The organism is Brucella sp. NBRC 113783 (genome assembly GCF_040372265.1).
GTDB classification, from domain to species: domain Bacteria; phylum Pseudomonadota; class Alphaproteobacteria; order Rhizobiales; family Rhizobiaceae; genus Brucella; species Brucella teleogrylli.
Map to the genome: position 1 here is coordinate 133,289 of NZ_BAABRX010000007.1, position 15,187 is coordinate 148,475.

A 15,187-nucleotide genomic window follows, 5' to 3' on the forward strand; every position below is an offset into this window, starting at 1 on the left:
TTCGGGTCAAAATTTTGCAATTCCATTTAAATATGACAATTTCAGTCAAATTGGGCCAAAATGGAAATTCGCACGCGACCGAAACACGCCATCGACTATCAGGACATCGCACGCCCTCTGGCGGTGATGCGGCGCGACTATGAGAAAAGTGCCTCGTCCGGCTGGCATAGTCACCGGCGCGGCGAGCTTCTCTATAGCAATAGTGGCTATATGACGGCGCAAACCGAAGATGGCGCTTTCATGCTGCCGAGCGGTTATGCCGTGCTTCTCCCGCCCGATGTGCCGCACAGCGTCGATATTTATGGCTCGGTCGAAATGCATGCGGTCTTTATTGAAGAATCGGTCCTGCGCGATCATTGGGAGCCGACGCGCGTTTTGAAAGTTTCCCCCCTGTTGGACGCCAGCGTGCAGGCTCTGGCCGAAGAACCGGTGCTCTATGATGAGCGCGGGCGCGGCCAGCATCTGACAGCGCTTATTCTGGACGAAGTTCGCTCGGCGAAAGAACAGCCCTATGTCGTTTCGCTGCCGACCGATAAACCGTTGCGCAAGCTTTGTCGCAGCCTTCTGGATAATCCCGGTCTCGATCTCACGATTGACGACTGGGCGGATGAAGTCGGCATGAGCCGCCGCACCATGACGCGCAAGTTCCGTCTCCAGACCGGCATGAGTTTTGTCGAATGGCGGCAGCGCCTGCGGGTATCGCATGTCATGCGTAAACGTGCGGAGGGCATACCGCTTGCCATTGCCAGTGTCGAAGCGGGATATCAAAGCATTTCGACCTTGAAGAAAACGATGAAACGGTTGGGCGGGCAATAATGGCGTGCCTCACTGGTAGCGTGATTATATCCGCCGTACAGGCAAATTGATTTCAGCTGCCACGAATAGTCCCAATTGGGAGACCAGACTGGTGCCGTTAAACGAGATGGAGAAACGACATGAGAGTGTCGGTACTTTCTTTAGCTGCGGCACTGGCGGTGTTCGCCTTTAATGCCGAAGCCAACCCGGTCGGCAATCTGCAAGCGCCCGCGCAATCGGGACTGGTGCAGAAAGCGGATTACTGGTGCGGCCCCGGCTGGCGCATGTCACGTCGCGGCGTATGTGTTCCCCGATATCGCCGTCCGCCACCCCCGCCTCCCGGTTGGGGATGGGGCCCGCCGCCACCACGCTGGGGCTGGGGTCCGCCGCCAAGAGACTGGCGCCGTCATCATTGGCGCGACGAATATCGCGACGGGCCACCACGCCACAGACCACGCCCCTATTGGGATTGATTCCAAGAAACAGGATCGGGCGGCTGAAGCCGCCCTTTCCTTTGGCATCTGCGTCATCACGTTACGTCATATCTGCTTCGCCCAACGCGAATTTACCGCCAGACCCTGTTGATATCTCAACAAAAATCGAAATTAAAATTTTTTGATTTACGTACCTCATTTTTGCTCCTATGGTTTGTGCGGAGGAGCAGGAATGAAACCTACCGTTCATGATATAGCGCGCACTGCAGGCGTCAGCCTTGCCACGGTTGATCGCGTTTTGAACGACCGTCCCGGCGTCCGGTCCAAAACCCGTGAACGGGTGACGGAGGCGATGAATACGCTTGGCTATGTCCGCGATGTGGGGGCCGCCAATCTGGCCCGCAGCCGGCTCTATCATTTCGATTTCATTGTGCCCGACAATGACAACACCTTCATGCTCAGCCTTCGCGAAGAGATCGCTGTTGCGAGCGAACACGCGCTGACCGAGCGTGTCTCGATCAATCTCGTTCTGGTTCCGGCGTTTGACGAGCTTGCGCTGGTCGCAGCACTTGACGCCAGCGCCCTTGGCAAGCCGGATGGGGTGGCTTTTGTCGCGCTCGATACCGATCCGGTTCGCGCGGCCTGTGACCGGCTGCGCGCAAGCGGCGTGCATGCCGTGACGCTGGTTTCTGACCTCGGCCATTCCGCCCGTGAACATTATGTCGGCGTGGACAATGTTGCAGCGGGACGCACGGCAGCCCGTCTTCTCGGCCTGTTCGCGAATGGGACAGACGGTGTCATCGCCATTCTCACCGGCTCGTTGAAAGTGCGCGATCATCGCGAACGTTTCGACGGCTTCACCTCCGCCATGCGAAGCGATTTTCCGGAACGCTCCATCCTCCCCGCCCTTGAAGGCCTCGACGAAGATGTGCGCGTGGAAAATCTGGTGCGCACCCTCCTTCGCGAGCGCAGCGATATTGCAGGCATCTACAGCCTCGGCGCTGGCAATGGCGGCCTGCTTCGCGCGCTCGCCACCCATGAGGGAAAACGCCCTCTGGTGATTGCCCATGAACGCGACGAAGCCACCTCGCAGGCGCTGGAACAGGGGCTGGTGCATGGCGTTCTGTCACAGGATGCCGGGCATGAAATCCGCAGCGCCATTCGCATCCTGAAAGCGTCCGCAGATCGTCTGCCGATCATTGCGGGGCAGGAACATATCCGCATCGAAATCTTTCTCAAAGATAACTTGCCGCAGTTCTGCTGAACCATCGGCCATCGTGAAATTCCGACAGGAGCCACCATGTATCTCGGCCTCGATCTTGGAACATCCGGCGTCAAAGCGCTTCTGATCGACGACAATCAGCGACTTGTTGGTTCCGCCCATGGCGAGTTGGACGTTTCGCGCCCGCATGCAGGCTGGAGCGAGCAGAACCCCGCCCAATGGATCAGCGCGACTGAAACTGCCATCGACGCCCTGCGGCAAGCTCATCCGAAAGAATTCGCAGCCATCAAGGGCATCGGCCTTTCTGGCCAGATGCATGGTGCGACATTGCTGGACGATACGGATCAGGTGCTGCGCCCCTGCATTCTCTGGAACGACACGCGGAGCTATCGCGAAGCCGCAGAGCTTGATGCCGATCCGGCCTTCCGCACTATTACCGGCAATATCGTCTTTCCGGGCTTTACGGCACCGAAACTGGTCTGGGTCGCCCGCAATGAATCCGAAACCTTCGCCAAGACGCATAAGATACTGTTGCCCAAGGATTATCTGCGCCTCTGGCTAACCGGCGAACACGTATCAGACATGTCGGATTCCGCCGGGACAAGCTGGCTCGACACGGGCGGGCGTCACTGGTCGTCCGAATTGCTTGCAAAGACGGGACTGACCGAAAGCCACATGCCGCGCCTTGCGGAAGGCAGCGACGCCACGGGCCAACTGCGTGCCGAACTCGCCGCGCGCTGGGGTATAGACGGTCGCCCTGTGGTCGCTGGCGGTGCGGGAGACAACGCCGCTTCGGCCTGCGGCATGGGGACTGTAAAGCCCGGCCATGCGTTCGTGTCGCTTGGCACATCCGGCGTCCTGTTTGCCGCCAATGGCGCTTATCAGCCAAAGCCGGAAAGCGCTGTCCATGCCTTTTGCCACGCGCTGCCGGGCACGTGGCACCAGATGGGTGTCATCCTTTCGGCGGCAAGCGCGCTTGACTGGTTCGCGCGTGTCGTCGGCACGACCCCGCACACGCTTGATCAGGAACTGGGTGACACCGTCCAGACGCCCGGCAGTGTAACTTTCCTGCCTTATCTCTCCGGCGAACGCACCCCTTATAATGACGCCAAAATTCGCGGCAGCTTCAATGGTCTCGAACATGAGACCGACCGCAACGCCATGACACAGGCCGTTCTGGAAGGCGTCGCCTTCGCCATTCGCGACAGTCTCGTCGCGCTCCAATCGGCGGGCACCGAAATTCATTCGCTCATCGCAGTTGGCGGCGGTTCCCGCTCGGCCTATTGGCTAAAATCGATCGCAACGGCGCTGAACACGCCCATCTCGCTGCCGGAAGAAGGCGACTTTGGCGCGGCTTTTGGCGCAGCACGTCTGGGGCTGATTGCAGCCAGCGGCGCCGATCCGTTTTCGATCTGCACGCCGCCGCGCACCGCCCGTACTGTCGTGCCGGAACAGGCGCTGCTCTCCGCTTATGACGAAGCCTATCAGCGCTATCGCGCGCTCTACCCGGCCCTGCACTCGTTGGCTGGCTGAAGATCAAAACAAATGGGAGGATAACAATGGCGACCGGATTTTTCGGGGACATCGAGAAAGTTCGTTTTGAAGGCGCAGACAGCGATAATCCGCTGGCATTTCGACACTACAATCCTGACGAGATCGTGCTTGGCAAACGCATGGAAGATCACCTGCGTTTCGCGGTTGCCTATTGGCACACATTCGCCTGGGAAGGTGGCGACCCGTTTGGCGGGCGTACATTTGAGCGGCCTTGGTATTCCAACGATATGGAAGCGGCAAAGCTGAAGGCCGATGTCGCCTTCGAGTTCTTTTCGCTGCTCGGCGCACCGTACTACTGCTTTCACGATGCCGATGTGCGTCCGGAAGGCGCGAACTTCGCGGAAAACACCAAAAACCTTAACGAAATTGTTGATATTTTTGAGAAAAAGCAGGCTGAAACCGGCATAAACCTGCTCTGGGGGACCGCCAATCTCTTCTCTCATCGCCGCTATATGGCGGGCGCGGCAACCAATCCCGACCCGGAAGCTTTTGCCTTCGCGGCGGCCACGGTCAAAACCTGTCTTGACGCCACGATGCGGCTTGGCGGCCAGAATTACGTGCTTTGGGGCGGTCGTGAAGGCTATGAAACGCTACTCAACACCGATCTATCACGCGAACTCGACCATATGGGACGTTTCCTCAATCTGGTTGTCGAGTACAAGCACAAGATCGGCTTCAAAGGCACGATCCTGATCGAACCGAAGCCCCAGGAACCGACCAAGCACCAATATGATTACGATGTGGCCACGGTTTATGGCTTCCTGAAACGCTATGGCCTCGAAAACGAAGTGAAGCTGAACATCGAACAGGGCCACGCCATTCTTGCCGGGCACTCGTTCGAGCATGAACTGGCGCTGGCGCGCACGCTCGGCATCCTCGGTTCCATCGATATGAACCGCAATGATTACCAGTCCGGCTGGGACACGGACCAGTTTCCCAACAATGTGCCGGAAATGGCGCTCGCTTATTATCAGGTGCTTCTTGGTGGCGGTTTCAAAACGGGCGGCACGAATTTCGACGCCAAGCTACGCCGCCAGTCGCTCGACCCGCAGGATCTGCTGATCGGACATATCGGCGGCATGGACTGCTGTGCGCGCGGCCTCAAGGCTGCGGCGCGCATGCTGGAGGATGGCGCGCTTTCAAAGCCGCTGGAGGAACGCTATGCGGGCTGGGGCGGCGACTTCGGCAAGAAGCTTCTGGGGGATATGTCCCTTGAACAGATCACCACTGCCGTTGAAACGCAGGATATCAATCCGCATCCGAAATCAGGCCGTCAGGAATATCTGGAGAACGTGGTCAATCGCTACGTCTGACCTAGCGCATTTCCAGCAAAAGTGCGAAGCGCCTACGCAGGGAAATCAGTCCACTGGACTGATTTCTGTTCCCGCTTCGATACGTAGGATAATGCTTAAGAACAAGTAGATAGAGCGGTTCCCCGATTCTGTTTTAACCGGAACCGCTCTAGATGCTATCAAATCCCGCCATTCGGCGGGGTTTCAACTTAGTTCAACGCCACCGTGTGCGGCTTGCGGCACACGGCAAAACGGTCGAGCTTTTGATCGTAAACCGTTGTTTTGATTTGCATCATGCCAAGCACCGTATGAAACAGATTGTCATGCGAGGACGGTTCGGCAACTGTCTTCTTCAGGCAATCGACGTCAAGTCCCGTATCAGCCGCATAGTCCGGCGCAAACCATGTGATGAACGGCACATGGGTCTGCTGCGATGGCGCAATGAAATACGGCGCGGCATGAAGATAGAGACCATCTTCGCCGAGAGACTCGCCGTGGTCGGACATGTAGATCATCGACGAAGCGAATTTATCTTCATGCGCTTTCAGCATATCAATGACTTCAGACAGGATGTGATCCGTATAAAGGATTGAATTGTCGTATGCATTGACGATCTCGTCATGCGAGCATTTGGCGAAATCGTTGGAGCGGCAATCAGGCTTGAACTTCGCAAACTCTTCCGGGTAACGGCGAAAATAGGCTGGGCCATGGCTGCCCGTCATATGCAGCACGATGGTGGCATTGCCCGAAAGCGCGTTCAGTTCCTTGCCCAGACTATCGACCAGAATCTGGTCGATACATTCGCCGCCCTCGCAGTAACGCGCGTCCTTGACGGCTTGCAGTTCGATCGTCTTGATCCGGTCGGCAACGCCCTTGCTGCCGGTATTGTTTTCATACCAGGCCACTTGGACACCTGCGTGTTGCAGCACGTCCATCAGATTTTCCGATCCACGAAACTTGGTATTGGAAAACTCCTCGCGTGTAAAAGGCGAGAACATGCAGGGCACCGAAACCGAGGTTTCCGTCCCGCAACTCGTCGTGTCGGTGAAGGCGACAACATTGCGCTGCTTCAATTCCGGATTGGTTTCCCGCGAATAGCCGTTGAGGCTGAAATTCTGTGCGCGTGCAGTCTCACCCACGACAACAACCGTCAGCAGCTTCTTATCTGCCGGCAGCTTCGTCATCGCCTGTTTGGCATCAAGCCCGAGCGGCTCCATCGGAATGTCGCGATTCTTGATCGTATGCGCTACATATTGCACCGTGCTGGTGATCGGCGTTCCCGGCATCAGCTTTTGCATAATGTCAGCATTGTGCTCGCGGAACATTGAAGAATAGGCCGCGTAATTCACACCCAATATGGCAATCGACGCCGCGAGACAGGCGAAGATTATCCCCGTATTGACGGCCACCTTGCCGAGCAAGGGCCGATGCTTGACCCGCACCCATACGATCAACAAGGACGGCACAACACCGAACAACATCATGTGCCAAACGAAGCTTGGCGTCAGCAACGCGCCGGATTCAGCCTGCGTGGTCGTCAGCGCGGCCTCAACCACGAATTTGTCGATGATCGTCCCGAATGTATCGGTAAAATAGGAGCCGCCAGCCGCGATCAGGACAAACAGGATCAGGATCGGCTTGATGACGTATTTCGCCGAAAACACCAGAAGCAGCGCGGTATGGAGTAGCACGAGTGCCGCCGCAATGCCCGCCAGTTTCCACGGCGCATCAGCGTAATAAGCGCCGAGTGCATGCCAGAAAGAAGCGTTGGTGAAGATGAAAACGTAGAGCACCGTCAGAAGGCACAATGGGCCGCTGGCGATTGTGGGACGGAATTTCTGCATGGCGTATGTCTCAAGCGGCTCTGTGCGAGACCTGCCCTAAAAGCGGGCAGATCAGAATGACCAACACGCCTTCGCAAGCGTTTGCTTAGAAACATGCAATTAAAATGGTTTTTTAACGGCAGAGCGGCCACAAGGTGGCCGCTCAACTTAATTATTCGCTTCCGATCAGAGATTGACCCAGGCGCCGTTTCTCTTCGACGAGCGGACGCAAGCGTCGATAAAGCTCACACCTAGCAACCCATCGTCAACGGTTGGATAAATCACCGCACCGTCCGGCTTTTTGCCTTCACGATGCGCCTCGATAGCATTGGCTGCTTCGGTATAGATCGTCGCAAAAGCTTCGAGATAGCCTTCTGGATGACCAGCAGGCACACGCGTTACCCGTGCAGCTTCAGGTCCGGCACCCGCACCGCCGCGCGTGATAAGCCGTTTTTCGCCCCCGAACGGGGTAAACCACAGCCGGTTCGGGTCTTCCTGCGCCCATTCAATGCCGCCTTTGGTGCCGTAGACACGCAGGCGAAGCGCATTTTCGTTGCCGGGCGCAACCTGGCTGCACCAGAGCATGCCCTTGGCGCCGCCCGCAAAGCGCAGCATCACATGCGCATTGTCATCAAGACGACGCCCCTCGACAAAACTGTCGAGATCGGCAGCCAGACTGTCCAATGTCAGCCCGGTGACGAAGGATGCAAGATTGAAGGCATGGGTGCCGATATCACCCGTGGCACCACCAAGGCCGGACTGCGCCGGATCGGTGCGCCAGACAGCGCCCTTCGCGCCCGTGGCTTCGACGGCTTCGGTCAGCCAGTCCTGCGCATATTCCACCTGCACAACACGCAGATCGCCCAACTCACCGCTCGTCACCATGGCGCGGGCCTGCCGCACCATCGGGTAACCGGTATAGTTGTGGGTCAGCACGAACAGCGCGCCGCTCTCATCAGCCGCTTTCTTCAGCTTTTTGGCATCGGCCAGCGTGGAGGTCAGCGGCTTGTCGCAAATGACATGGATGCCGCGCTTCAGGAATTCTTTCGCGGCTTCATAGTGAACGTGGTTTGGCGTCACAATGGAAACGGCTTCAATGCCGTTTTTCAACCGCGCTTCGCGGATCGCCATTTCGCGGAAATCCGAATAGATGCGGTCCGACGCCAGTCCCAGTTCACGTCCTGACGCTTGCGCCTTTTCCGGCGAGGACGACAGTGCGCCCGCAACCAGTTCGAAGCGGTTGTCGAGCCGTGATGCCATGCGGTGCACGCCGCCAATGAAGGCCCCTGCTCCACCGCCAACCATCCCAAGCCGGATGCGCGGCGTTGCTGTTTCCTTGGTTTTGGCTTCAATCGTCATGAGTTCCTCATTTCGTCTCAAAGACCCAGCATACGGCGATTGGCAGCGTCATCGGTGCCGCCGGATGCAAAATCGTCGAACGCCTTGTCGGTGACGCGAATAATATGCGCCTTTACGAATTCCGCACCTTCGCGCGCCCCGTCTTCCGGGTGCTTCAAGGCGCATTCCCATTCGACCACGGCCCAGCCGTCAAAATTATTCGCGGCCATTTTGGAGAAGACAGCACCAAAATCAACCTGCCCGTCGCCGAGCGAGCGGAAACGACCGGCGCGATTGACCCAGCCCTGATAGCCGCCATAAACGCCCTGACGTCCGGTCGGGTTGAACTCCGCATCCTTGACGTGGAACATCCTGATCCGGTCTTTGTAGATGTCGATATTGTCGAGATAATCGAGACATTGGAGCACATAATGCGACGGGTCGTAGAGCATGTTGGCGCGCGGGTGGTTCTTCACACGCTCCAGAAACATCTCGAAGGTCACACCGTCATGCAGGTCTTCGCCAGGGTGAATTTCGTAGCAGATATCGACGCCATGCTCCTCGGCATGGTCGAGGATCGGCGTCCAGCGGCGCGCGAGTTCATCAAATGCCGTTTCGACCAGACCGGCTGGCCGCTGCGGCCATGGATAGATAAACGGCCAGGCGAGCGCGCCGGAAAAGGTCGCATGCGCGCCAATACCGAGATTGCGCGACGCCTTGATCGCCATCTTCACCTGTTCGACGGCCCAGGCCTGCCGGGCTTTGGGATTGCCACGCACTTCCGGCACGGCAAAGCCGTCAAAGGCTTCATCATAGGCCGGATGAACAGCGACAAGCTGGCCTTGCAGATGGGTGGAAAGCTCGGTGACAACCACCCCGTTTTCCTTCGCCACCCCGGCGAACTCGTCGCAATAATCCTTGGATTCGGAGGCTTTTTTAAGATCGATCAGCTGGCTTGCCCAGGTGGGCACCTGAACGCCGACATAACCTTTTTCGGCGGCCCATTTGGTGATGCCGTCCCATGTGTTGAACGGCGCTGCATCGCCCGCAAACTGCCCGAGGAAAATCCCCGGCCCCTTGATCGTCTTCATCGAAACTCCTCCAGAATAAAATGAAAATGCGCCCGCCAAACCGGCGGGCGCATACAAACGGATCAGAATGGCGAATCCGGGAAGTAGAACTGCTCGGCATTGTCTTTCGTGACGAGCGTTGCATCGAGGATGTAGTTGCCGCTGACCGGGGTCTGGTCATAGAAATGACCAGCCGTGAGCTGCATGGCCGTGCCCACCATCGCTGGCGGATAGAGCACATCGACCGGCACAAGCTTGTCGCCGTCCATGACCTTCTTGATCATGTCCTTGGAACCGGCACCGGCAACGATATACTGGATATCACTGCGGTTGGCCTGCTTGATGGCTTCGAGAACGCCAACGGCCATGTCGTCATCCTGACACCAGACCACGTCGATCTTCGGATATTTGGTCAGGAAGTCCTGCATGACGCGGAAAGCATCGTCGCGGTTCCAGTTGCCGTACTGGCGGTCGAGAACCTTGACGTTGGAGCCTTCAATGCCCTTGTCAAAGCCGTCCTGACGCTGCTGGTCGATCGGGATCGGCATGCCGCGAATAACCACGACCTGCGCATCCGGCGTGGTCTTTTTGATATATTCGCCTGCAACCTGACCGAGCGCCGGATTGTTACCGGCGACATAGAGATCGCGGATCGAATTGTCATTGTTGCTCGGCGCACGGTCGACCAGCGCGACGAATGTGCCCTTGTCCTTGATTTCCTTGATTGCGTTGACCAGCGGGTCAGGATCGGATGGCAGCACGACCAGCGCGTCAAGCCCCTGCACCGCCAGATCCTGCAACGCATTGGCCTGATTGGCCGCATCCGGCGAGGTCTTAACGATGACGTTCAGGCCCGGATGCTCCTGCATCAAAAGCTTGGCCACGCGCTCGGCGTGATAGACGACACCTGCCGTCCAGCCATGGTCGGCAGCCGGAATTGAAACGCCGATGGTGACTTTCTTGTCCTGTGCACTGGCGACACCGGTAAATGCCATGGCACTTGCAGCCAAAGCGGCGAAAGCAACGCCCAAAAATTTCCTTCGCATGTTTTCCTCCCAAAAAAACGGGGCTTGTCTCTTTCAGTGGACGCATGCCTATTCCCAGCACCGTATCCGGTTTCGGGAGACATACCCCTTTTTGCCGGGATCGCCCCTGCAATCCCGCCAATTCCTGCATGTCATCGTCGCGACAGTGACCGCTGCACCAGCATGGCGATGATGATGATCGCGCCCTGAATGGCCCCGATCAGATATTCGCTGATGAAGTTCGACAGCAGCATGATGTTGCCGACGATCTCCAAAATGAATGCGCCGCAGATGGTGCCCCAGACGCGGGCAACACCGCCGCGCAACGCAGTTCCGCCAACCACAACCGCCGTGATGGCCTGCAATTCCCAAAGAATACCGGTCGTGGCCGAGGTGGAGCCAAGGCGCGGCACGTAAAGCAGCACGGCAACGGCCACACAAAGCCCCTGCACCACATAGGCAATGGTCCGCACGCGCTTGACAGAAATGCCGGAATAGCGCGCCACATCCTCGCTGGAGCCAACCGCAATCACATGCCGCCCATAGCGCGTTCGATAGAGGACGAAGGCAGCAATTGCCGCCGTGACGAAGATGGCGATCACCGGCACAGGCACGCCGAAAACCGTGCCAAAATAGGCCGGGCGATAAAGCGACTGTATGTCTGGATTGCGGAGCGTAATCGCGCCGCCCTGCGACAGCCATGTCGTAAGACCGCGATAGATGCCCATCGTGCCGAGCGTCGCGATGAAAGGCTCGATCCCTCCAACCGTCGTGATCAGTCCGTTCAGGAGGCCGCAGGCCGCACCCACCACGACCGCCAGCATGACGGCGGCAATCAGCATCATCACCGGATCGGCGATGATGCCGCTGTTCATGAACAGGATCATGATACTGGCGACAAAGGCCACCATTGCCCCGACGGAAAGATCGAGACCGCCCGACGAGATCACATAGGTCGCGCCGAGCGCGATGATGGCAATGAAGGCGCTGCGCGTTGCGACATTCAGCAGATTGTCAATGCTGATGAAGTTGGGATTGGCGATTGCCCCAAGAACCAGCAGAAGAGCAAGCGCGATGAATGGCGCGATGGCTCTCAGGTCCCAGTCGTTGGACGTCTTCGGTACCCGGCTTTTATCAGTCGCAACCTGTGTCATTGAATTCCCACTCATTGTCTTTTTCTGTTTATTGCCGTTCAGGCCGCTTCTGCATTAACACCGGTCGCCAGAACGACGATGTCATGTTCCGTCATTCGCTCGCCCGTAACCTCGCCCGCGATGCGTCCTTCGCGCATCACGATGATACGGTCGCAAATACCGATCAGCTCCGGCATTTCCGATGACACGACAATGATCGAACGCCCCTCGTCGGCCAGACTGGCGATAAACTGATAAATCTGCTCCTTGGTCCCGACATCGATGCCGCGGGTCGGCTCGTCGATGATGACAATAGATGGATCGAGCATCATCATCTTGGCCAGAAGCAGTTTCTGCTGGTTACCCCCGGACAATTGCCCGGCCAGAATGTCCTTGTTCCCCGTGCGAATGTCGAAATCGCGGATTGCATCATCCAGCGCCACGCGCTCCTTGTTGCGGTCGATCTGGAAGCGGCTGACGAATTTCTTGAGTGAAGCGAGCGTCAGATTGATGCCAAGATCCTTGGTCAGCAACAGTCCCTTGCCTTTGCGATCTTCGCTCAGATAAGCGATGCCCGCCGTCAGACTGTCATGGGCATCGCGGAAATGCGCGGGCTTGCCGTTGTGGCGCACATCGCCCTTACCGGGCCGCAGGCCCACGACGCCTTCCATCAGTTCCGTGCGGCCAGCGCCGACCAGTCCCGCGAAACCCAGTATCTCGCCTCTGTTCAGGCGGAAACTCGCTTCCTTCACATAGCCGGGCACGGAAAAGCCGCTGACCTCCAGAACAGCTTCACCGCCATGCTGCGTTGCGCGGTCTGGATAAAGCTTCGCCACATCGCGCCCGACCATCAGACGCGCCATGTCGGCTGGCTGAAGCTGCGACGCCATATGCGCAGCAACAAGCGTTCCGTCCCGCAGCACGGTTACCCGGTCGGAGATTTCCTTCACTTCCGGCAGGCGATGCGAAATGTAGAGGACCGCCACGCCCTTGGCACGGATATCGCGAATGACCTTCAACAGAGCTTCGGTCTCAACCGGCGTCAGCGAAGCTGTCGGTTCGTCGAAAATCACCACGCGGTGCGGCACCAGCAGAACCCGCGCAATCTGCACCAGCTGGCGTTGCGCTATCGACAGGCTGCCGACCACCGCATCGGGATTAATATCGGCACCGAGGTCCCGTATCGCCTTGCGTGCGCCCTCGCGCATGGAGCGGTCGTTGACCGTAATGCCGTTTAACAGCTCCCGACCGAGATAAATATTTTGCGCAACTGTCAGATCGGGTGCGAGCAATATTTCCTGATGCACAAGGACGATGCCCTGTGCTTCGGCCTCAACCGGATTTGCAAAGGCGATTGGCTTGCCGTCAATAAGGATTTCACCGGCTGTCGGGCGTTCATTGCCTGCAAGAAGCTTCATCAGCGTCGATTTACCGGCGCCGTTCTCGCCGATGATCGCGTGAACCTCACCACCGTAAATTTGCAGATTGATATTTTTCAGCACCTGCACAGGGCCGAAAGATTTCGACAGGGATCGGGCTTCAAGAAGCGCAGTTTTGTCGGGATTTGCAGCCGAAGTCATAAGCGTGCACCGTTCGATGCGCTACGCTTGCAGCCGTAACTTCCCCGCCATTGATCCTGATAATCAAATCGCACGTGAACTCCTCCCAAAGCCTCACAATTGCGAGCTTAACTTTCGTTTTGAGGTACGTAAAGCAAAATTGTGCAAACGTTGTCATTTCAGGGTTACCGAAAGCTGCAATGAACCAGCCGCAACCCTTGCGATCAAATCGGAGATCGCTATATGTATAGCACACCCATATTTTAGATTGCTAAGTAATGTATGACCCGAAACAGGAACTGCACGCCGCGTTCACGATGGGCCTATCCACTGCGGCCCGAAAAATGCGCAACCTATTTGACTCTCGCGTTCGGGCGCTTGGCCTGACGCTATCACGCGCCCGCGTGATGCTGTTGCTTGCGCAGGATCGCGACTGGAACCAGCGCGAACTGGCCGATGCATTGGAAATCGAGCATCCATCGGTTGTCCGCCTGCTGGATGGGCTGGAAAAACAGGAGCTTATCCGCCGTGTTCCGGTGGAAGGCGACCGTCGCGCCAAGCGCATCGAGCTGACGCCTGAAGGACAGGAACAGGTTCGCGAACTTCAGGAAGTGACGCATCATATCCGCGCCGAGCTTCTCGAAAAGATCGACCGTCAATCGCTGGAAAATGCGCTTTTCGTACTGCAGGAAGTGACGCGCACAGCTGAAACCGCACTGGTCACGCAAGACAGTTGAAACCCATCAAATTCCCGTGCCGTCCTCTGGAATTGTTGCGACAGACGGCCTAGATTCAAGTGGAATGACAGGGAGTTTTACCCATGAGCTACAGCAAGAATCCAGAGGCCATCGCCAAACTGTCCCCGGAGCAATATCGCGTTACGCAGGAAAGCGGCACCGAGCGCCCGGGAACCGGCGAATATCTCTATAATAAGGAAGCCGGTATTTACGTCGATATCGTTTCCGGCGAGCCGCTCTTTGCATCCAGCGACAAATACGATTCCCATTGCGGCTGGCCAAGCTTCACCAAGCCGATTGAACCGGCCAATGTCAGCGAGTTGAATGACATCTCACATGGTATGGTTCGCACCGAAGTACGGTCCGCCCATGGCGACAGCCATCTTGGCCATGTCTTCCCGGACGGCCCGGTTGATCGCGGCGGCCTGCGTTATTGCATTAACTCCGCCTCCCTGCGCTTTGTGCCGAAGGCCGAGATGGAAGCCGAAGGCTATGGCGACTATCTCGATCAGGTCGAAGACATCGCATAAACGACAAAGACCGCCTTTTCGCCCCCGCGAAAAGGCGGTCTGTCCTTCAGCGCTCACGCCGATGGCGTCACCAGTCTTTTCAGAAGCGCTTTCAGCTCTTCAATCGAGCGGTCGATTTCGCCCTTCTTCTTCTCAAGTTCAGCAAGCTTTCCGGAAAGCGTTGCGCGCAAATCATCGACCTGACCGAGATCGCTTGCGCCCTCTTTCCAGAGATCGATGAGCTGTTTCGTCTCCGCCAGCGTAAAGCCGATCTGGCGACCAAACAGAATGAGACGCAGACGGGTATGGTCCTCACGGTCATAAAGCCGCGTGACCCCGGCCCGCCGCGGGTTTAACAATCCTTTATCCTCGTAGAAACGCAATGCGCGCAGCGACAGACCAAACTCATGCGCCAGGTCGCCAATCCGGAACAATTGGCTGCGTTGCTGGTAATCTTCTCTGACCTTCAAGCTGCTCCCGGTCAGGAGCTCCGCTATCGTTACAGGCTCTATGGCCTTTTCACTCATATTAATCCCTGTTTCCGCCCCCGGAAACGCCCGTCCACCGCACCAAGGCGCGATGGAACCTCATTGAGAAAACGACTCAAGGTAAAAGCTTCGGCCACACAATGACCGGCCTGCCCGTCGATTCTGGTTGTTCGTACTGCCATGATGAACCCGGCCAGTTCCGAACCCG

Annotated in this window: 14 protein-coding genes; 7 read left to right on the top strand and 7 right to left on the bottom strand. The window is 57.4% G+C overall.

Annotated features, from left to right (window positions below):
• Positions 1–60: 60 nt before the first annotated feature.
• The 5 genes from ABWW11_RS19470 (at position 61) to xylA (ending at position 5,318) form a co-directional block, all read left to right on the top strand.
• Entirely contained in the window at positions 61–816 is a 756-nt protein-coding gene (locus tag ABWW11_RS19470; protein ID WP_109367554.1) for an AraC family transcriptional regulator, read from the top strand.
• A 119-nt stretch (positions 817–935) separates the two neighbouring features.
• On the top strand, positions 936–1,268 hold the full coding sequence (locus ABWW11_RS19475) for a hypothetical protein (RefSeq protein WP_124915971.1): 333 nt from the start codon (positions 936–938) through the stop codon (positions 1,266–1,268).
• 193 nt (positions 1,269–1,461) lie between these two features.
• A complete protein-coding gene (locus ABWW11_RS19480; RefSeq protein ID WP_109367556.1) occupies positions 1,462–2,493 on the top strand; it encodes a LacI family DNA-binding transcriptional regulator in 1,032 nt (343 codons plus the stop codon).
• Positions 2,494–2,529: 36 nt separating this feature from the next.
• Entirely contained in the window at positions 2,530–3,984 is a 1,455-nt protein-coding gene (gene xylB, locus ABWW11_RS19485) for a xylulokinase (RefSeq protein WP_124915972.1), read from the top strand.
• 26 nt (positions 3,985–4,010) lie between these two features.
• The gene (xylA, locus tag ABWW11_RS19490; RefSeq protein WP_109367558.1) at positions 4,011–5,318 is read left to right on the top strand and encodes a xylose isomerase; all 1,308 of its coding nucleotides are present in this window, start codon (positions 4,011–4,013) and stop codon (positions 5,316–5,318) included.
• Positions 5,319–5,506: 188 nt separating this feature from the next.
• Here the strand turns inward: xylA and ABWW11_RS19495 are convergent, their stop codons facing one another.
• From ABWW11_RS19495 to ABWW11_RS19520, 6 genes are all read right to left on the bottom strand, one after another.
• On the bottom strand, positions 5,507–7,141 hold the full coding sequence (locus ABWW11_RS19495; protein ID WP_109367559.1) for a phosphoethanolamine transferase: 1,635 nt from the start codon (positions 7,139–7,141) through the stop codon (positions 5,507–5,509).
• Positions 7,142–7,306: 165 nt separating this feature from the next.
• The gene (locus ABWW11_RS19500) at positions 7,307–8,479 is read right to left on the bottom strand and encodes a Gfo/Idh/MocA family protein (protein ID WP_109367560.1); all 1,173 of its coding nucleotides are present in this window, start codon (positions 8,477–8,479) and stop codon (positions 7,307–7,309) included.
• A gap of 17 nt (positions 8,480–8,496) precedes the next feature.
• Complete coding sequence (locus tag ABWW11_RS19505) at positions 8,497–9,549, bottom strand: sugar phosphate isomerase/epimerase family protein (protein WP_109367561.1); 1,053 nt, start codon at positions 9,547–9,549, stop codon at positions 8,497–8,499.
• Positions 9,550–9,611: 62 nt separating this feature from the next.
• Positions 9,612–10,574: a substrate-binding domain-containing protein gene (locus tag ABWW11_RS19510; protein ID WP_109367562.1), complete on the bottom strand. Its 963-nt coding sequence runs from the start codon at positions 10,572–10,574 to the stop codon at positions 9,612–9,614.
• A gap of 131 nt (positions 10,575–10,705) precedes the next feature.
• Positions 10,706–11,707, bottom strand: a complete 1,002-nt coding sequence (locus ABWW11_RS19515; RefSeq protein ID WP_109367563.1) for an ABC transporter permease — start codon at positions 11,705–11,707, stop codon at positions 10,706–10,708.
• Between the two features lie 38 nt (positions 11,708–11,745).
• A complete protein-coding gene (locus ABWW11_RS19520; RefSeq protein WP_109367564.1) occupies positions 11,746–13,266 on the bottom strand; it encodes a sugar ABC transporter ATP-binding protein in 1,521 nt (506 codons plus the stop codon).
• A gap of 257 nt (positions 13,267–13,523) precedes the next feature.
• On the opposite strand from ABWW11_RS19520, the gene ABWW11_RS19525 reads away from it, so the two are divergent.
• Positions 13,524–13,982, top strand: coding sequence for a MarR family winged helix-turn-helix transcriptional regulator (locus tag ABWW11_RS19525; RefSeq protein ID WP_109367565.1), 459 nt, complete (start codon positions 13,524–13,526; stop codon positions 13,980–13,982).
• An 83-nt stretch (positions 13,983–14,065) separates the two neighbouring features.
• On the top strand, positions 14,066–14,512 hold the full coding sequence (msrB, locus tag ABWW11_RS19530) for a peptide-methionine (R)-S-oxide reductase MsrB (protein ID WP_109367566.1): 447 nt from the start codon (positions 14,066–14,068) through the stop codon (positions 14,510–14,512).
• 53 nt (positions 14,513–14,565) lie between these two features.
• On the opposite strand, the gene ABWW11_RS19535 is transcribed toward msrB, so the two are convergent.
• Complete coding sequence (locus ABWW11_RS19535; RefSeq protein ID WP_109367567.1) at positions 14,566–15,018, bottom strand: MerR family transcriptional regulator; 453 nt, start codon at positions 15,016–15,018, stop codon at positions 14,566–14,568.
• Positions 15,019–15,187 lie beyond the last annotated feature (169 nt).